The sequence below is a fragment of the Acidimicrobiales bacterium genome (assembly GCA_040219085.1).
GTDB lineage: Bacteria > Actinomycetota > Acidimicrobiia > Acidimicrobiales > JAVJTC01 > JAVJTC01.
On sequence record JAVJTC010000006.1, the window covers coordinates 32,194 to 49,745 of the forward strand.

17 protein-coding genes, 1 tRNA gene and 1 pseudogene are annotated in these 17,552 nt (G+C 69.5%); 10 read left to right on the plus strand and 9 right to left on the minus strand.

Translation table 11 applies throughout. From position 1 onward, the window contains the following. The first annotated feature begins 28 nt into the window (after positions 1–28). A tRNA-Pro gene (locus tag RIE08_02485) sits at positions 29–103 on the plus strand. Positions 104–222: 119 nt separating this feature from the next. Here the strand turns inward: RIE08_02485 and RIE08_02490 are convergent. The 4 genes from RIE08_02490 to RIE08_02505 are packed head-to-tail and all read right to left on the minus strand — an operon-like array spanning position 223 to position 3,641. Continuing rightward, the gene (locus tag RIE08_02490; protein MEQ8716456.1) at positions 223–1,347 is read right to left on the minus strand and encodes a nucleotidyltransferase family protein; all 1,125 of its coding nucleotides are present in this window, start codon (positions 1,345–1,347) and stop codon (positions 223–225) included. Continuing rightward, entirely contained in the window at positions 1,344–1,766 is a 423-nt protein-coding gene (locus RIE08_02495; GenBank protein ID MEQ8716457.1) for a PqqD family peptide modification chaperone, read from the minus strand. Before RIE08_02495 ends, RIE08_02490 begins: the two co-directional genes overlap by 4 nt. Further along, positions 1,763–2,893 carry a glycosyltransferase family 4 protein gene (locus RIE08_02500; GenBank protein ID MEQ8716458.1) on the minus strand — a complete coding sequence of 377 codons (1,131 nt, stop codon included), beginning with the start codon at positions 2,891–2,893 and terminating at the stop codon, positions 1,763–1,765. Before RIE08_02500 ends, RIE08_02495 begins: the two co-directional genes overlap by 4 nt. A 1-nt stretch (position 2,894) precedes the next feature. After that, positions 2,895–3,641 carry a glycosyltransferase family A protein gene (locus RIE08_02505; protein ID MEQ8716459.1) on the minus strand — a complete coding sequence of 249 codons (747 nt, stop codon included), beginning with the start codon at positions 3,639–3,641 and terminating at the stop codon, positions 2,895–2,897. Positions 3,642–3,870: 229 nt separating this feature from the next. On the opposite strand from RIE08_02505, the gene RIE08_02510 reads away from it, so the two are divergent. Genes RIE08_02510 through RIE08_02520 form a run of 3 tightly spaced genes read left to right on the plus strand, consistent with a single transcriptional unit; the run spans position 3,871 to position 6,589 of the window. After that, the gene (locus RIE08_02510; protein ID MEQ8716460.1) at positions 3,871–4,812 is read left to right on the plus strand and encodes a hypothetical protein; all 942 of its coding nucleotides are present in this window, start codon (positions 3,871–3,873) and stop codon (positions 4,810–4,812) included. After that, positions 4,809–5,507, plus strand: a complete 699-nt coding sequence (locus RIE08_02515; GenBank protein ID MEQ8716461.1) for a glycosyltransferase family A protein — start codon at positions 4,809–4,811, stop codon at positions 5,505–5,507. The genes RIE08_02510 and RIE08_02515 overlap by 4 nt, the downstream gene beginning before the upstream one ends. Beyond that, entirely contained in the window at positions 5,504–6,589 is a 1,086-nt protein-coding gene (locus tag RIE08_02520) for a hypothetical protein (GenBank protein ID MEQ8716462.1), read from the plus strand. Before RIE08_02515 ends, RIE08_02520 begins: the two co-directional genes overlap by 4 nt. Here the strand turns inward: RIE08_02520 and RIE08_02525 are convergent. Both RIE08_02525 and RIE08_02530 read right to left on the minus strand, forming a co-directional pair. Then, complete coding sequence (locus RIE08_02525; protein ID MEQ8716463.1) at positions 6,575–7,576, minus strand: glycosyltransferase family 10; 1,002 nt, start codon at positions 7,574–7,576, stop codon at positions 6,575–6,577. The genes RIE08_02520 and RIE08_02525 overlap by 15 nt on opposite strands. A gap of 29 nt (positions 7,577–7,605) precedes the next feature. Then, on the minus strand, positions 7,606–7,872 hold the full coding sequence (locus RIE08_02530) for a hypothetical protein (GenBank protein ID MEQ8716464.1): 267 nt from the start codon (positions 7,870–7,872) through the stop codon (positions 7,606–7,608). 141 nt (positions 7,873–8,013) lie between these two features. On the opposite strand from RIE08_02530, the gene RIE08_02535 reads away from it, so the two are divergent. From RIE08_02535 to RIE08_02545, 3 genes and pseudogenes are all read left to right on the plus strand, one after another. Further along, positions 8,014–8,262, plus strand: a complete 249-nt coding sequence (locus RIE08_02535; protein MEQ8716465.1) for a hypothetical protein — start codon at positions 8,014–8,016, stop codon at positions 8,260–8,262. A gap of 102 nt (positions 8,263–8,364) precedes the next feature. Further along, positions 8,365–8,874 (plus strand): hypothetical protein, encoded by a 510-nt coding sequence (locus tag RIE08_02540; GenBank protein ID MEQ8716466.1) that lies wholly within the window; start codon positions 8,365–8,367, stop codon positions 8,872–8,874. A gap of 95 nt (positions 8,875–8,969) precedes the next feature. Then, positions 8,970–9,926: pseudogene (locus RIE08_02545) on the plus strand (MFS transporter). Between the two features lie 303 nt (positions 9,927–10,229). Here the strand turns inward: RIE08_02545 and RIE08_02550 are convergent. Then, positions 10,230–11,108, minus strand: a complete 879-nt coding sequence (locus tag RIE08_02550) for a phosphatase PAP2 family protein (protein ID MEQ8716467.1) — start codon at positions 11,106–11,108, stop codon at positions 10,230–10,232. Between the two features lie 119 nt (positions 11,109–11,227). Here RIE08_02550 and RIE08_02555 point away from each other — a divergent pair, with 119 nt between their 5' ends. Further along, on the plus strand, positions 11,228–12,064 hold the full coding sequence (locus RIE08_02555) for a hypothetical protein (protein MEQ8716468.1): 837 nt from the start codon (positions 11,228–11,230) through the stop codon (positions 12,062–12,064). Here RIE08_02555 and RIE08_02560 read toward each other — a convergent pair. Beyond that, complete coding sequence (locus RIE08_02560) at positions 12,002–12,901, minus strand: TrkA C-terminal domain-containing protein (GenBank protein MEQ8716469.1); 900 nt, start codon at positions 12,899–12,901, stop codon at positions 12,002–12,004. The two genes, RIE08_02555 and RIE08_02560, sit on opposite strands and share 63 nt — an antisense overlap. A gap of 82 nt (positions 12,902–12,983) precedes the next feature. After that, positions 12,984–13,997: a GerMN domain-containing protein gene (locus RIE08_02565; protein MEQ8716470.1), complete on the minus strand. Its 1,014-nt coding sequence runs from the start codon at positions 13,995–13,997 to the stop codon at positions 12,984–12,986. 236 nt (positions 13,998–14,233) lie between these two features. On the opposite strand from RIE08_02565, the gene RIE08_02570 reads away from it, so the two are divergent. Both RIE08_02570 and RIE08_02575 read left to right on the plus strand, forming a co-directional pair. Then, positions 14,234–15,172 carry a sodium:calcium antiporter gene (locus tag RIE08_02570; protein MEQ8716471.1) on the plus strand — a complete coding sequence of 313 codons (939 nt, stop codon included), beginning with the start codon at positions 14,234–14,236 and terminating at the stop codon, positions 15,170–15,172. A 125-nt stretch (positions 15,173–15,297) separates the two neighbouring features. Continuing rightward, positions 15,298–17,475, plus strand: a complete 2,178-nt coding sequence (locus RIE08_02575; protein ID MEQ8716472.1) for a glutamine synthetase III — start codon at positions 15,298–15,300, stop codon at positions 17,473–17,475. Positions 17,476–17,552 lie beyond the last annotated feature (77 nt).

Here is a 17,552-nt window from a genome sequence, read left to right on the forward strand (position 1 = left end):
TGGCCCGGTAGAGTGTGGCCTTCACAGACGGGCTGTGGCGCAGCTTGGTTAGCGCGTCGGTCTGGGGGACCGAAGGTCGGAGGTTCAAATCCTCTCAGCCCGACAGATGTGTCGACTCTTGAAGTCGGCGATGGTCGCCCTGGCAGAGGGCGACGACTCCTTAGCCATCCACGTCGACGCCAAGACGACCCGGATCGGTTTCTTCAGTGTCGCGAGGCCGTTCTACCGGTGAACCCACGCGCGGGCCGTACGTGTCGCACGACCGGGCTGGTCCCGCCACCGGAACGGTCGGCCGGTCAGGCGCTGCATAGCAGGCGACGGCCGGCCGGTCATCCGCACCGCACGCCATCGGGACCTCGGATCGGGGAGGTGGGTTAGGAGCGAGCGCAGGTCCCCACCGACGGCCTCCCGGTAGGCCGCGACGGCCAGTTCTGCAGTCAGCGCGTCAGATCTCCCGGCGGACACGAGCCGCCCGGGTACGTCAGCGGGGATGTCAGCGCCGAGCTCATCGCGCAGCAGTTGAGACGTCGACGCGATCACCGGCCCGAGCCGCCAGGAGACGCCCGTCTCGACGAAGTGATCCCAGTCGACTTCGCCTGTCTTCGCCACGAGCACGGCATCGGCCGGCCAGCGGAGATGCCGCACACCCGGATGGCTCGAACAGAGCACGCAGAGTTCGAGCAGCGTGAGCGTCGGGTCGAGTGTGGCGACGGGCCGACCAGCCACGGTGACGACTTTGCGCTGCGCCGTCACCGATGATGCATCCACTGCGTGGAGCCGACCGGGGAACAGCGATGTGGCGATGACGACCTCCAGGCCGGACGCGTGCTCCGACACCGCCCGGCCCGGCGCGCGCCCGAGGTGCCGGGTGACCGCTGCGACGCTCGCAGCCGCCGAGTCGAAGGCGCCGGGCTCTACGAGGATCTGGAGCGGGCCCGAGTGACGCAGGTCCGGATCGTGGTACGCCCACTCAGCGAGCGGCGGACCACGTAGGACCAGCGCATCGGAGTCAACTGCGTCGAGGACCTCGATCAGCACGGCCCTGTGGGCCTCCGCCCGGCGCCGTTCGCGGACCAGTGCCATCCGCAACAGGGTCGCGAGCTCCGCATCCGTCTCGACCTGTGCCTCCCGCAGCCGCGATGACAGCATCGCCAGCATCCCGCGCTCGCGGCGGCGGCGTCCGCCGAACGACGACGCATGAGGCGGCCCAGTCGTCCCGCTCCACCTCTGCCAGGCTTCGCGGACCCCATCGGCGTCTGCGGCCGTGCAGCAACGCAGCAGATCGAGCCCGCCGCCGACCAGCCTGGCCAGGTCGAGCACGAGTTCGGCCGGGTGGCCGGGTTTCACCCGTCGGTGGTCGGCATGCCCGACAAGCCGGGCAGTGGCGGGTCGAGCGCCAACAGGTCGGCCATGTCGTGGTAGGTGACGAGCTCCGGCGTGGCGTAGGAAGCGGTCGGCGGGTCCAGCCGGACCGCGGGCGGTGCCGCACGATCGGCCACCTCGACGAGAGACGCCTCGAGCAGACCCGACCGCAGCGCCGCTACGTCGGCCTCTGCGGTTTCGGGGTCGACGTCGTAGCGCCCGACCAGCACTTCGACGGTCTCGTCGACGGTCAGGCCCATCGCCGTCAGTAGCCAGATGTCGGACGCGACTCCCGCGAGGCTGTAGTAGGCGCCGCTGACCAGGTCGAGCGCGACGGTCTCGCCGTCGAGGGTCTCCGCGGCGATCGTGTCCTCGGGCACAACCAGTCGGGCCGGATTGCTCATGACTTCCTCCTCGATGTCACGACGTCTGTATACAAGGTCTCGTGTTCAGCGACGTAGCGGTCGAGCCCGAACCTCTCGAGTGCGTGGAGCCGCCCGGCGCGCCCGAGTTCGGTCGCCCACGCCGGGTCGTCCAGCAGGGACGCCATCGCCGCGGCCAGAGCGTCGGGATCCTCCGGCGCAACGAGGAGCCCGGTCCGACCGTGCAGGACCACCTCGGGCAGGCCTCCGGTGTCCGAGGCGATCACGGCCCGACCCGACAACATCGCCTCCACGGCGACCAGCCCGAACGCTTCGCGCCACCGCGACGGCATCACAACGAACGACGCCGCGGCGTGGAAGGAGCGGACCCGGTCCGGTGGGACCCAGCCCGGCAGATCCACGGCGCCGCCGACACCGAGCGCCCGGGCCCGGGCCGCGAGCGGGGTTCGTTCCGGGCCGTCGCCACCGATGACGAGTCGTGCCGAAGGGTGATCGGGCGCCACCTGCGCGAACGCGTCGACGGCGGTGTCGAAGCCCTTGTCTGTCACGAGCCGGCCGAGACCTGCGATGACCGGCGGACCGGTCGGCGGGTCGGTTGGTTCCGGTCCGTCGGTGTCGAGGCCGTTGGGGATCACGACGCTGCGGGCGGCGACACCCGGAGCGAGCGCCTCGAGCTCGTCGACAACGGCACGTGACGCAACGCTGATAGCGGCGGCTCGCCGGAGGGCGTCACCGAGGATCGAGCCCGCTCCGGCGCCGGCGACGTCGGGTGCGACGCGCATAGAGACGACCCACGGCGCGTCGCCGGCGGGGGTCGGGTGCCGAGCCCGCAGCAGGAAGAAGACGCTCGGATCCGTGATGTTGACATGGATCAGGTCCGGTCCGATGTCGTCGAGCAGCGTCCGGACCGTGCGAGCCGTCTCGAGGACGAGGGCGGGGTCACCGCATGTGAGGGCGTCGTGGAATGGCAACCGGTGGATCGGCGTGGCCTCGTGCACCTCGGTGTCGGGTCGGCGCCGAGGTCCGTGGCCTGTGACCACCACGGGCTCGTGGCCCCGCGCTCTCATCGCCGCCACGTACTTGGTCCCCAGCACCTCCACGCCGCCGACGAAGGGCCAGAACTGCTGGGTCCAGTATACGAAGCGCACGTCAGCGATTCTCGGGTGTGGAGCGTGTCCCGAAGGTGTAGGGCGGTGCAACGGCCGTTCCGTCCCGTCGCCGCTGGCGCAGCGACGAACGGATCAACTCCAGGAACTCGCGGCGCGAGTCCTCGGTGCTACGTCGCGTCAGGTTGTCGCCGTGCATGCGGTGGAACGTGAGGACCCGCTCGACGACCTCCAGGCGCGCGCCGCTCTCCGAGGCCCGGATGAACCATTCGGGTGCGTCGCTGAACCGGCGCCGCGGGTCGAGTAGCCCGACGCGGTCGAAGATCTGGCGACGTGCCAGCATCGTCGTCGTGGCGAAGCCGGGGACGTCCCCTGCGCGTGGGCCGGCGTCGTCGCCGGGCCGCTCGTGGGCCACCTCGTCCTCCCAGAACATCCGGACCAGCGAGAGGCAGACGTCGAGGGTGGCGTCGGCGTTGAAACGTGCCGACTGCACCGCGAGCTTGTCGGGGTGCCAGCGGTCGTCGGGATCGAGGAACGCGACGAGATCGCCGCTCGCCGCGAGCAGCCCGGCGTTGCGCGTGGCCGCCGGGCCGACGTCGCCGTCGGTGGACACCACACGAACCGGGTCGACCCACCCGCTGCAGATCGCCAGCGTCTCGTCCGAAGATCCGTCGTCCGCGACCACGATCTCGATCGGACGGTACCGCTGGGCGCTGATGCTCTCAAGCGCTTCGGGCAGATAGCGGGCGGCGTTGAAGGTCGGCACGATGCAGCTGACGAGTACGGCCACGGCGGTCGACGCTACTAGGCTGCGGACGGCGAATCGAGGAGTGGTGGTGCCCGCGACGCCAATCGACCTACGACCTTGCGGCTCCGAGCCACCCGAGGTGCTCCGAGAGTTCGTTGACGCCCTCCGCGTCGCATCCGGCCGTGCCGCGTCGTCGACGCCACGCGGCCGCGAGTTCGAGCTGTGTATCGCGGACGTGGGGTTGCTACTCCGCCTGCACCGCCGATAACACGTGTCCCTCGTCACCGATGCGCTCGGCCACCACAGGAGCGACCGGTCGCACGCCACTGCGGTCATCGACGTGTGGGACGTCGCCGAAACGGGAGCGAGCCGACCGGCAGGGCCGATGCCCGGGTCCTCCTGGACCGCCGGGTCCCGATCAGCGCGTTCTCACGGATCGGAGACCGTCCCGACCGTGCTGGCGGACTACCGCACGGACACCGACACCGTCTTCGCGTTCGACGTCGCCGGTTCCCAGGGTTTCGTCTGCACCGGGGACGCTGCGGCGATGCCCCGGTACGAGCGGAGCGCGCCGTTGCTCCCGGTGCTGCACTGGCTGCTGGCTCGCCACGGCGTCCAGGTGGTCCACGGCGGCGCCGTCGTCCACAAGGGGAGGGCGGCGCTCGTCGTCGGTCCCGGAGGAGCAGGGAAGTCCACGACCTGCCTGTCGGCGATCGGTTCGGAGCTCGGCTGCCTCGCCGACGACTACTGCGCCCTCGAGCCTGTCGACGGCGGTTGGGTGGTACACGGGATCTCCGCGATCGCCAAGGTCGAGCCACAGGGGCTCCGGCTCCTGCCGGCCCTCGGCGGTCTGGTCGATCCGGTCGACCTGGCCGGCCGTACCGAGGCACATGACGAGAAGCTGCTCGTCCACCTCCGACGCGGGGCACGACCCCTCCCGCGACGGGCGCAGCTGGCTGCTGTCGTCGTGCCCGACCTGGCCGGTGCGGCACGACGAAGCGTCCCTTCGCTCGAACGGATCCCGCCGGCGGTCGCGTTCCGGGCGCTGGCGCCGAGCACGCTGAGCCAGCTGCCGGGCGCAGGTGCGGGCGCCGCGAAGGTCATCGCCAGGGCCCTCGCTGACACGCCCGCGTTCCGCCTGGAGCCGACGAGCGATCCGACCCGGCTCCCCGAGGTCATCGCCGCACTGCTCGACGGGAGCGCGTGGCGGTGATCGAGACCGCCGACCTACCGCTCGTGACCGTCGTCGTGCCGGCTCACGATGCGGAGGCCTACCTCGCGGAGGCACTCGACAGCGCGCTTCGCCAGACCTGGTCCCCGGTGGAGATCGTCGTCGTCGACGATGGATCGCGAGATCGCACGGCGGATGTCGCCGCTGCGGCGACTGGCGTGAAGCTGTTGCGTCAGCCCAACCGCGGGCCCGCAGCTGCCCGCAACGCAGCCGTCGCGCGAGCCACCGGGGACGTCGTCGCCTACCTGGACGCCGACGACATCTGGCCCGCGGACAAGCTGGAGGTCCAGGTCGGTTATCTGCTCCGCAATCCGGAATGCGACGCGGTCCTCGGTCGTGAGGAGGTCCTCCGCACCGACGGCGTCGAGCCCCCTCCGTGGGTCCAGCGGCTCGACGGCGGCGAGGTCGCCGACAGCCTCAGTCTCGTCACGATGGTCCTGTGGCGCCGCGTCCTCGACCGGGTCGGGCCCTTCGACGAGAGCTTCCGGGTGTCCGAGGACATGGAATGGCTCGTGCGGGCGCGGGCGCTCGGCGTGCGCGTCGACCGTGTCGACGAGGTCGTGCTCCGACGACGGATCCACGGCGCGAACCTCTCGTACCGCGCCGACGAGCAGCGGCAGGGGCTGTTCCGCGCGCTACGCGGACGAGCCCGGCGCGACAGGGGTGATGCGCATTGATCCGCGTCGTCGGCTCCATCCGTCACGGTGTCCGGCGGCTCCGCCACCACCTGGGGCGGGCGCGCTTCGTGCTCGGGCCACCCGAGCCGTTCGCCCCGTTCATGGTCGTGTGCTTCCGACCGGTCGTCGTCCACGCCAAGGACTGGGCGTTCCGGCACCCCCGTGCGCCGATCCACGGGCTGCTCAGCGGCCTCGCAGGTCGACCGGTCCACCTGTTGCTGTCGCCGTCGTGGACCTACGACCGTGACGACCTGGCAAAGCGCGCCCGCCGGATGGTCCGCCGCATCGAGCGGCGTCATCGCCACGTCGAGGTCGTCTTTTTGGCGCCGAACCGCGCCGAGGTCGAACGGCTGGTCGCCGCGGGCGTGCGGGTCGAACACGTCAATCAGAACGCGTTCTCCCACGAAGGGACCTACCGCCCCTTGGCGCACGTCGAGAAGCGTCACGACGCGATCTACGACGCGCGGCTGACGTCGTTCAAGCGGCACGAGCTCGCTGCCGAGATCGCCAGCCTGGCGTTGATCCCCTCGTTCTACGAAGGCCGAATAGATCCCGCTTACGAGGCGAAGGTGCGCACGCGCCTCGCCCACGCCCACCTCTACGTGGACCCGTTCAGGGGCGAGCCGCGCCTCGCGCCGTCGGCGGTCAACCGTGCTCTCAACGAGTGCCGCGTCGGGCTGGCGCTGTCGGCGGTCGAGGGGTCGATGTTCGCCAGCATCCAGTACCTGCTCGCCGGACTACCCGTCGTCTCGACGCCGAGCAGCGGCGGACGCGACGAGTTCTTCCACCCCGACTACGTGAGGATCGTCCCGCCGACGCCCGAGGCGGTGGCGGAAGGGGTCGACGAGCTGGTGAGCTGTGCCGTGGGCCCCGAAGAGATCCGGTCGCGCACCTTGGAGCTCGTCTGGACCCATCGTCGACGGTTCGTGGATCTCGTCGACGGGTTCGCCGCCGCGGCGGGGCTCGATGCGCCGCGGTCCGGCGCGTGGCCGGACGCGTTCACGAACTACCTCCTCGACGGCCTCGAGCCACGCAACGCCGAGATCATCGCAGCGGTCGACCGCGCCTCAGCGAGTCCCTGACGCCGGGGCGAGCCGGGCGGCGACCTCGGCCCTCCAGTGAGCGGCGGTGAACCGCAGCGCGGCGCTCGACGAGAAGAAGCGCACGGCCGCCTCACGGCGTTGCATCACCTCGTCGTGTGACATGGTTTGGGCGATCTCGACCACCTCTCCGGGTCGCAGGCCGTTGCAGTCGACGTAGCAGTCCGGCGGGACGAGATCGGCCGCGAGCCCGCCGCCGCCGCGGTAGAGGGGGATCGAACCGGCGCGGAGGGCGTCCAGCATCTTCTCGGTGACGTAGCCGGCGACGTCGGCATTCTCGTAGGCGACGGTGAACGTGTAGCTGCGCAGCGTCGCGATCTTGTCGTCCACCGGACCCCTGTAACGGTCGTACGCGGTCCAGCGGTTGGTGCCGTCGCGGCCGGGATGGCCGAAGATGTCGATGTTGCCACCGAAGGCCTCGACGACGGCGAGCCGCTCGTCGAGGAGGGACTCGGGTGCGTCGTTGCGGGCGTACCGGGCGACGATGGAGCAGAGGTGGGGTCGGATCGCCGCCACGGTCGGCGCGAGCCGTCCGGCGATCTCGGCGGGATCGAGTCCGCGCAGGACGGGGTAGACCATCCGTCGGGCCGGATCGGGATCGTCGCCGCGGTACCAGTGCGCTGCGACCTCGGCGGTCCCGAGGAGCCGCTTGGTCTCGTCGGTCATGAACATCGGCGGTTCGTAGGTGCAGAACACCCTCGGGCCGGCGAAGTCGACGAACTCCTCGTCGAGGTGGTTGAGGGCCACGAGGTACGAAGGAAGGATTCGACGGACCGGTGTGCGGGTCGCCAAACCCTGTCGGAAGAGCTCGAGGGTTCGAAACGACGCGCTTCGGTGCCGCTCGTTTCCGATGCCGTAGAGCCGGACCGGGTCGGGGCTGACGACGCTGCGCAGGTACCCGGGGTTCGTCATGCGGCGCCGCATCGCGTGCCCGATCCGGGTCGCCGTCGCGACGATGCGTCGTTCCATCGTGCCCGTGAGCCTGAAGAAACCGTAGGTCAGCTGGGTGCCGCGCGGACGAGGCGTCCGAACTGGTAGAGCGCGTCGAGATGGTTCGCAAGACGCACCAGGTCGTCGTTCGACCACTCCTCGGACGCTTGGGAGAGGAGTGCCACGAAGTCGACGGGATCCTCGCGCCGCGTGCGGTGGGCGCGGGCGACGAATGCGGCGAATCTGTCCAGGTCGTCGGGTCGCAGCATCAGCAGATCCGCTTCTTCGATGAACTCTTCCCATCGTTCGGCGAGCGTCGGTGCGAGCGGCGACATGGACGCGACCGTAGTCGGCGACAGTCCCGGCCGTCAGGGACCCACAGGCCCGTCGCGACGGGGATTCGGCTTCGGCGTCCCTGTTAGCGTGCGGTCTTCTGCATGTCCCCGAAGACGAAGAGGTATCCGATGATCACACTGATGGCGACCCACGAAGTCGATGACGTCGCCCACTGGAGCGCCTCGACCAAGCGCGAGGAGTTCTTCGGAGGCAGGGGAATGACGGTACGCACGTTCGTCGACCCGGGTGGTTCCAACCTCGTCGGGGTGCTCATCGACACTCCCGACATGGCGACCTTCGAGGCGGCCATGGCCACACCCGAGGCCGCCGAGGCGATGAAGCACGACGGCGTGCGTCCCGAGACCCTCCGGGTCTTCGCTGAGAGCTGACGTCGGCGCCGACGAGCGCCGATGATCACCTGACTGATGGCTGAAGGGTCGGTTCCCGATCAGGGTGTTGCGCATCGGCGAGCGTTGGGCTCCGATGGAGCGATGGAAGCCCGGTATCGGATGGCATCGGCGGTGCTCGCAGCGCTCGCGCTCGTCGGCGCGGCCGGCTGCACCGGGACGTCGCCCTCGGAGACCCGCGAGGCAGCCGTCTACGAGGAACTCGTGAGGTGGGCGGTCGGAGCCGATCCAACGGCCGGAGCGGCCGGGGACGGGCCCAGTGTCTTCATCGACTCGCTCCACGAGGACGGCATCCCGCTCGAGGTTCAGGTCGACACGATCGACCGCCTCGGCGACGAGCTCGACGTCCGTTTCATCGACGACCAGGCCGAGGCGCTTTCGGACGACGAGGAGCTCTCGGTCCGTGACAACGGTGTCCTGATCGGGTTGGGCGCGGTCCCGGCGTCGTCGCCGGTGGTCGTGCGAGTCGAGGTCTACCGGAGCCTCGTCGACAACTCCGCGTTCCTGGTGGCCCTCGTCGGGGGTGGCGACAGTTGGCGGCTCGACGGGGAGCCCGAACCGCTGCCCGTCGCAGAGCTCGTCGAGGACGAGTGAGGTTCCGAGCACCGTCGCTGCCCTTCGAGGTCTCCCTGCGGGACCAGCTCGGCCGCCTCTCGCTCGTGCACGCGCTCCACAGCGGCGCGGAGACGATGTTTGCGATCTCCCTCGCCGGGTCGCTGTTCTTCAGCGTCTCGCTCGACGCGGCCCGCCCCCGGATCCTGCTCTATCTGGCGCTGACCCTGGCGCCCTTCGCCATCCTCGCGCCCCTCATCGGGCCGGTGATCGACCGGATCGGCGGCGGCTACCGCATCGTCTTGTTCATCACCCTCCTCGGCCGGGCCGCACTGGCCGGTCTACTCGCAGGGCGCGAGCTGTCTCTGTGGCTGTACCCACTTGCATTCGGCGTACTGGTCCTCGGGAAGACGTACTCGATCGCACGGAACTCGCTGGTTCCGTCGATCGCCTCGGGCCCCCACGAACTCGTGCGCGCCAACTCGCAGTTGGCGGTCATCGGCACGGTCGGCGGAGCCCTGGCCGCGGTCGCGGGGGCGGTACTGCTCGAGACAGCGGGGTCGACGGTCGTCCTGTGGGTGGCCATGGCGCCTTACGCGGCCGCAGCGTTCGCTGTCCTCGCCATCACGAAGGTGCCGGCGCCCGCTACAGCCCCGGTTGCGCCCGCCGCAGAGATGGAAGCGATCGAGGAGTACATCGAGCTCGCGAGCCCGGCGATCCGCTCAGCGGGCATCGCCATGTCGGCACTGCGGGCAGCGGTGGGGTTCGTCACCTTCCACCTGGGCTTCGCGCTGAAGAGCTCGGGTGAACCCCTCTGGGTCTTCGGCCTCGTCCTGGTGGCCAACGGACTCGGCGGGATTCTCGGAACGTTGGCCTCTCCGGCCCTCCGCAAGAGGATCAGCGAGTACCGGATGTTGACCATCGCGCTCACGATCCCAGCGGTCGTCGCGTTCATCGCTGCGCTTCGCTTCCATCCGGTCAGCGTGGTCCTCGTCACCCTCGGGCTGGGCTCCGCGGTCGCGATCGGCCGGCGTGCGTTCGACAACGTCGTGCAGGAACGGGCCCCGCACGGCGCGCGCGGCGCTGCCTACGCCGGGCTCGAGACGAGGTTGGAACTGGGCTGGGTGACGGGGGCGCTCGCAGCGGTCCTCGCCCGTGCGCCCGGCTGGTTGGGTCTGCTCGCTCTCGCAGCGGCCCTGACGGCCATGGCGCTCAGCCGACTGTCACGGACCCGGTGGCAGACGAAGGTGACGAGCCTGATCGGGCGGTCTCCGCTGTCACGTCGGCTGCTGGTGACCGCAGAGCGCCTCGAGTCGGCGGGCGAGACCCGCCAGGCGGTCATCGTCGCGGCCGCAGCGATGGAAGCGGCGCTCGAAGAGGATGCGCCCGGTGGCGTCTCAGCGGGGAACGTAGACGAGACGCTCCAGTTCGTCGCGACCATGCGGGAGCGCGCCGTGGCCGGTGAGGTCGTCGACTTCGCCGAGGTCCGCGCCGTGGTCGAGGGCGTCCTCGGCTCTGGGCATTCGGCGCCGGGTGATCCATGAATCGGCGAAGGCGACCGCTGCCACCACGGTCACCCCGGCGATCGCGTCGAGGACGTAGTGGTTCGCTGTCGACACGACCGCCAGGATCATGAGGGCCGGGTGTGCGAGTACGAGCCATCTCCAGCGGCTGCGGTACCCGGTGACCGCTGCGGCGGCGACGAGGGCCGCCCAGCCGACGTGGAAGCTCGGCATGGCGGCGAACTGGTTCACGACCGAGTCGAACCGATCGTCGCTGTAGACCTGTGGTCCGAAGCGGTCGAGAGTGTCGACGAGACCGCTGCGGGCCACCAGCCGCGGCGGAGCGAGGGGGTACGCCGCGTGCACGACGAGTCCGAGCATCGTCGCGACGACGAGTACCCGTCGCGTGCGTCGGTAGACCTCGGGCGCCGTCAACCACGTGAATACCAGCGCCGCCAAGGTGACGACCACGTGGGCGTACACGTAGTAGTGGTTGACGACGTCGACTGCCACTGGGTTCGACATCACCAGACGTTGGAGCTCGTCTTCGAACGACAGTCCGAAGTCGGATTCGAAGGCGAGCACGTCGTGGGCATTGCGGTAGGCCTCGACGACCTGGTCCCGGATGAGGAATCGGCCGAACCGGTACAGGTACCAGCACGCCGCGAGTCCTGCGATCTCGACCAGGATCCTCGGATGGAGCACGCGTTCTCGCAACCCATCACCTCCGGAGATGACGGCGATGCCCGCGCCGGACCAGGCTCGTGAACTCACGAACGGCGCGCCATGAGCCCGGTCGAAGGTCAAAATACCCAAGAAATCCGGTCGTGTCAGCGCGGCCTGGCCTCCGCTCGGTCAGAGGTGTGTGCGTCTGCGGCGGCTAGAACCGGGCGATGACGTTCGACGCCTTCGCAGTCTCCGGCCGCGGTGGCCCGCACGTCACGATGCAGGCGGGAACCGACTTCGTCGGCCGGTACTGGACGACGACGGCGCGGTCGTCCTACAAGGCCCGCGTTCTCGACGGTTCACCCGCCGCATGCGTGGCCCGTGGTGTCGGCGACTCGACGACGGTGATCGGCGGCGCCGTCACGATCATCGACGCCCGGCGTGGTCGCCGGGCGCTTGCGGATCCGGTCGCCGTGGCGGCAGCCGGACCGGCGGTGACCCGCCTCGCGGGTACGAACGCACGCCAGGTTCGCGGCTATCTGCGGGACCGTCGGGATGTTCCCGTCGAGTGGTCGGCGGTCGGCCGGGTTCTCCTCGCCGTGAAGCCGAACAGGGACATGGTGATCGATGCGGCCGGACGGGTCGTCTCGGCCGCGGGAGCGTGGGACCGGCGGCCAGCGGCGCCGGCGACGACGGCATCGCCGGGCGTCTCCCTCCCGGCTGGATTCACGGACCTCGGCGACGATCACGAGGCGCTCGTGGTGACTCCCACGCGTGGAGCATGGCTCGGAGTGCTCGGCGTCGACGGGCCCGTCGTGATCCCGGCCGCGTGGGAACCCGACAGGGGAGTGACGGTGTCGCACGACGCGCTGGGTCTTGTCGCCGCGCGCCTGCCGGGCCCCGTCTGCGTGACCATCGACAGCGACGCAGGCTCGGGCCCCACCGACAAGGCGGGGGCGATACTGCGAGGTTCCGGGGCGGTCGCCGGACGCGAAGACGAGCTAGTCCTCGTGAGAATCGATGTGGTGCGCATCACCTGCTGGAGCGGCTTCGTCACCGGCTGAGGGTGCTGTCTCCGGGCCCGTGTCGTCGATGACCAGTTCGGGCTCAGGGACGTGGGCGTCCTTCAGCTCTTCGCGCAGGCGCTCGAGTTCCTGCTGTTCGAGGTACTTCTCGGTGAACTCGATCTGCGACGCGATCCGGTCGAGTTCACCCTCGGCGCTGCGTTGGCGGCCGTCCAGGCGGTGGATCGCCTCCTTGGTCCCGTAGAGGACGGCGACGTCGCCGCCGTGCAGGGCCGACTTCCCCGAAGGGGCCCCGACCCAGCGCCCGTCGCGTCGGTCTATCCCCAGGACGACGACCCCCTCCTCGGGGAGGTCGAGGTCCCGCAGCGGTACGTCGCAGAGCCAGTCGCCGTCGCGCAACTCGATCTCGGAGACCACCCAGTCGCCTGCGAGTCGCAGAACAGCCACGTAGTCGCGGGCATCGAGGTCCGTGAACCGTCGCAGCGTCCGCTCGATGACCCGGGACAGCACCCGGTCCATCAGAGAGCTGCGTGCGAGCAACCAGACCAGTACGAGGCCCCCTGCGATGAGCCCCAGACGCTCGACCGCCGCGACGGAATCGTTCACCCCCCCGAAGGACAGCAGCAGGGATCCGACCACGGTGACCACGCCAGCGTTGCCCAGGAGGATGAGCGCCATGACGATGCGGCGCCGCAGCGGGTGGTTGACCACCGACTCCGACTCCGACGTGGTGAACCCGACGCCGCTGAAGGCAGAGCGGGCCTGGAACTTCGCGGACTCCCTGGAGAGGCCGGTGAGCGTCAACATCACCGTGGCGACGCGCGTGATCAGCAGTGACGTGATGACGACGATGAAGAGGCTGATCAGGCCGACCATGGTCAATGAGTCCGTATCGGGAGTCGGTTAGCGCCCCCGACCGTACCGAAACGCCACGATCATGCCCGGCACGGCGATCCGGTCACGGCGTCAGCCACTGCGAGCCGATCACGATCGGAACCTCGACGACGTTGATGGGCGAACCGTCACGGGCGGACTCTTCGAACACGATCACAGAAGCGACCCCCTCCCGTGCAAAGGCGGGGATGTCGCCGATGTCGAGGGTGATCTCGAAGGTCCCCCAGGTGCCGGTGCCGGCGGTCGCGGTGGTGAAGGAATCGACCACGATGATCCCGTCGGTGTCGGTGACCTGGTAGCGCACGTTCGCCTCGAACGTGTTCGACAGTCCCGAGATGACGAGCGGTCGATCCACCGCCTCGCCGACGAAGGGGCTCTCCACGAGGATCAGCGGCGTCGGTGCGTCGACGAAGTCGGCGACCAGGAAGTCGTCGCGGGTCAGATCCTGCCCCTGGAATCCCTCGCCGCCGATCGCATCGTCGGGCACGCCGTCGATGCTGATGTCCACCTCGTCGACGGTCGGGAACTGGGTGAGGGTGAACACGATCTGGGCGACGCGGCTGATCATGGAGAGCGAACCGCCGCCGGATTCGAACTCGGCCGAAAGGTCGACTGTCGCCGTCCCGTCCTCGACGACGATCCCGTTGAGCGTCGTGCCCGCCGGGATCTCACTCGACCACCCGAGCTCATCCGCGAGGCCCTGCGGTCCATCGAGGAGAGCGTTGACCGCCGTGGTGGCCACGCCGGTGTCCTCGGAGGTCCGGCCACCGACCACCAGTCGTGTGCCGTCGAGGAAGTAGACCAGGACGTCGATGTCCTCGTCGGGCGTCGGTTCGGCCGTGGGGTCGGGTGTGGCGGTCTGCGTCGGTTCGGTCGTCGCCGTCGGCTCCGGGGTGGTCGTCGGCGAGGGTTCGGCGGTGGGCGTCGGCTCGGATGTCGCCGTGGCCGTCGGAGTCGGCTCGGCGGTGGGCTCGGGCGTCCCCGTCGCGTCGTCGTCGTCATCGCCGCATGCGGTGGCGATCAGCGAGACGATCGCCAGCACGCCCAGCAGTGTCCGGAGGATCTTTCGCTTCGCCATCTCTGGTCCTTCGTGGTCGTCGCCGGGGAGTCGATCCGCCCCCGCGCGCATTGTGCACCCGCGCGGGGCTCGCGCCAGCGCGCCCAGCTGTCTGAATCCGACTGCTGTCGGGTTGCGACACGTCGCGGGTGCGTCGCGACCGCGCCCGTGAGGCTGCCGCTGCCTCCCAGGCGCTCACCACTACGATCTGTCCGCGCTGATCCGGCTGGGTCAGGTGTGACCTCGGGACGGTTCCGATGACGCTGGCGTTGATGGCCCTGGTCGGGGGTGTGGCCCTACTCGGCTTCGCCGCGGACCAGTTCGTGCTCGGCGCGGCGCGAATCGCCCTCATCGCCCGGATCTCGCCGCTGGTCGTCGGTGTCGTGATCGTCGGCTTCGGCACGAGCGCGCCCGAGATGCTGGTGTCGGCACTCGCGGCCGCCGGCGATGAGCCCGCCGTGGCGGTCGGCAACATCGTCGGTTCGAACATCGCCAACCTGACCCTGCTTCTCGGGGTGGGGGCGATCCTCGTTCCGCTGACGGTCGATTCCCGCACGGTCCGCCGTGAGGGACCGCTCACCGTGGTGGCGATGGGAGCCTTCGCGATCGCCGTGCAGGGAGGCGGAGTGTCGTGGCCCGAGGGGTTGGGGCTCTTCGTGTTGATGGCCGCAACACTTTCGATCGTCATGCGTCGGAGTCCGAACGACACCTTGGCGGCCGATGTCGCCGAGTTCGCCGACGTCCCCGCCCACGGCCTGCGTCAGGAGGTGCTGAGGACCGTTCTCGGGCTCGTCGGGACCGTGGGCGGCGCGCAGCTGCTGCTGTGGGGCGCCCTCGACCTCGCCGACCGGGCCGGCCTCGAGGAGGGCTTCGTCGGGGCGACGATGGTGGCGGTGGGGACCTCGCTCCCTGAACTGGTGACGGTGATCCAGTCGGCGCGGCGCAACGAGGCGGACCTGATCGTCGGGAATCTGCTCGGGTCGAATCTCTTCAACGCCCTGGCCGTCGGGGGGCTCATCGGTGTGATCGGCACCGACGGACTCGATTCCGTCGCGCTGAGCACGTTCGGGTCGCTCGCGGCGCTGGGCGCCGCCGCGCTGGCTGTCGTGGCGATGGGGACGGGTCACGTCGTGACCCGCCGTGAGGGGATCGCTCTCGTGGTCGGCTACGGGGCGCTCGTTCCCTTCCTCGCGTGAGTCGCAGGTCGGCCCGTGGTGCGTCGGCGTATTCACGACCCCGAAACACGGCTGTGACACCGTCGCCCTACCGTCTCCCACACCGCGAAGCCGCAGGTCACCGCACCTGCCGAGGGAGTCGACACATGAGTGGAAACAGCGTGAGACGACGGGCGATCGACGCCGTCACCGAGTACCGGGCGCCCTACCACGAGTTCGAACTCCACGACGCGCCCGGTGAGCTCTTCGGGGCGAACGTGTTCTCGAAGGCTGTCATGAAGAGCCGGCTGCCGAAGTCGGTATTCACATCCGTCATCGCCACGATCGAAGCGGGCGATCCACTCGATCCCGCGATCGCCGACGTCGTCGCCTCGGCGATGAAGGACTGGGCCCTCGAGAAGGGCGCCACCCACTACGCGCACGTGTTCTATCCCCTGACCGGGCTCACCGCGGAGAAGCACGACAGCTTCATGGAGCCCGACGGCAACGGGGCCGCCATCGCGGAGTTCGCCGGAAAGACCCTCGTGCAGGGTGAGCCCGACGCATCGAGCTTCCCCAACGGTGGACTCCGCCAGACCTTCGAGGCCCGTGGCTACACGGGATGGGACGTCACGAGCCCGGCGTACATCCTCGAGAACCCCAACGGGAACACGCTGTGCATCCCGACCGTGTTCATCTCGTGGACCGGTGAGGCGCTCGACAAGAAGACGCCGCTGCTGCGCTCGCAACAGGCCATGAACATCCAGGCCAGGCGGGTCCTCGAGCTGTTCGGTCACACCGACATCGGAGCGGTCTCGTCGTTCGCCGGCGCCGAACAGGAGTACTTCCTCATCGACCGGCACTTCGTGAGCGCCCGTCCCGACCTCATGGCATCGGGACGGACGCTGTTCGGTGCGCCCGCGCCGAAGGGCCAGGAGTTCGACGACCACTACTTCGGTGCGATTCCTGAGCGGGTTCTCGCTTTCATGTTCGAGGCGGAGCGGGAACTCTTCAAGCTCGGGATTCCGGCGAAGACCCGCCACAACGAGGTCGCCCCCGGTCAGTTCGAGATCGCGCCGGTGTTCGAGAAGGCGAACGTCGCCACCGACCACCAGCAGCTCATGATGGTGACCCTGCGCCGGGTGGCCCTCAAGTACGGCATGGAGTGCCTCATGCACGAGAAGCCGTTCGCAGGTGTGAACGGTTCGGGCAAGCACGTCAACTTCTCGCTCGGCAACAGCACCCAGGGGAACCTCCTGAACCCGGGCGACACCCCCCACGAGAACGCGCAGTTCCTCGTGTTCTGCGCCGCGGTGATCCGCGCCGTCCACGTCCACGGCGGACTGCTGCGTGCCGTGATCGCCTCGGCATCCAACGACCACCGCCTGGGTGCCAACGAGGCACCCCCGGCGATCATCTCGATCTTCCTGGGCGACCAGCTCGCCGACGTCTTCGACCAGGTCGCGAAGGGTGGGGTCACCAGCTCACGCGAGAAGGGGACCCTGACGATCGGGGTCGACACGCTGCCCGACCTGCCCAGCGACGCCGGGGACCGTAACCGGACCAGCCCGATGGCGTTCACAGGGAACCGCTTCGAGTTCCGCGCCGTGGGCTCCTCCCAGTCGATTGCCGGGCCGATGGTTGCGATCAACACGGCTCTCGCCGAGGCCCTCGACTTCATCGCGACCTCGCTCGAGGAGCTGACCGCCGCCGGCACGGACTTCAACGAGGCGGTCCAGAAGGTCCTCCAGGAGATCATCACCGTGCACGGCAACGTCGTGTTCAACGGAGACGGGTACTCCGAGGACTGGCAGGTCGAGGCCGAAGCCCGGGGGCTCAAGAACCTCCGCACCACGGTCGACGCCCTGCCCGAACTCGACACCGACGAGACACGGGAACTGTTCGCCCGTTACGACGTCCTCAACGATCGCGAGCTCGCGAGCCGCTACGAGGTCTACCTCGAGCAGTACACCCTGTCGGTGGCCGTCGAGGCCCGGACGACACTCGAGATGGCGAAAACGGTCGTGCTGCCAGCGGCCATGCGCTACCAGACAGAGCTCGCGGCCAACGCCGCCGGGCTCCAGGCGGTCGGCCAGAGCGCCGACATGACCGTGCTGGACGAGGTCTCCACAACGATCAACGAGCTCACCGCGGCACTGGCGACGTTGAGTACGGCTCTCGCCCACGAAGGCGACGAGGATGCCCTCGGCGAGGCGGCGCACGCCCGCGATGCCCTACTGCCGGCCATGATCGCCGTGCGGACCGCCGCCGACACCCTGGAAGGAATCGTCGCCGACGATCTCTGGCCGCTGCCGACCTATCAGGAGATGCTCTTCATCCGCTGATCTCCGGAGGGGAGAGCGTGGTGGGGCCGGCCGGGGGCGCCGGGCCCCCCCCGAATATTAGGGGGGGCTGGTGGGAC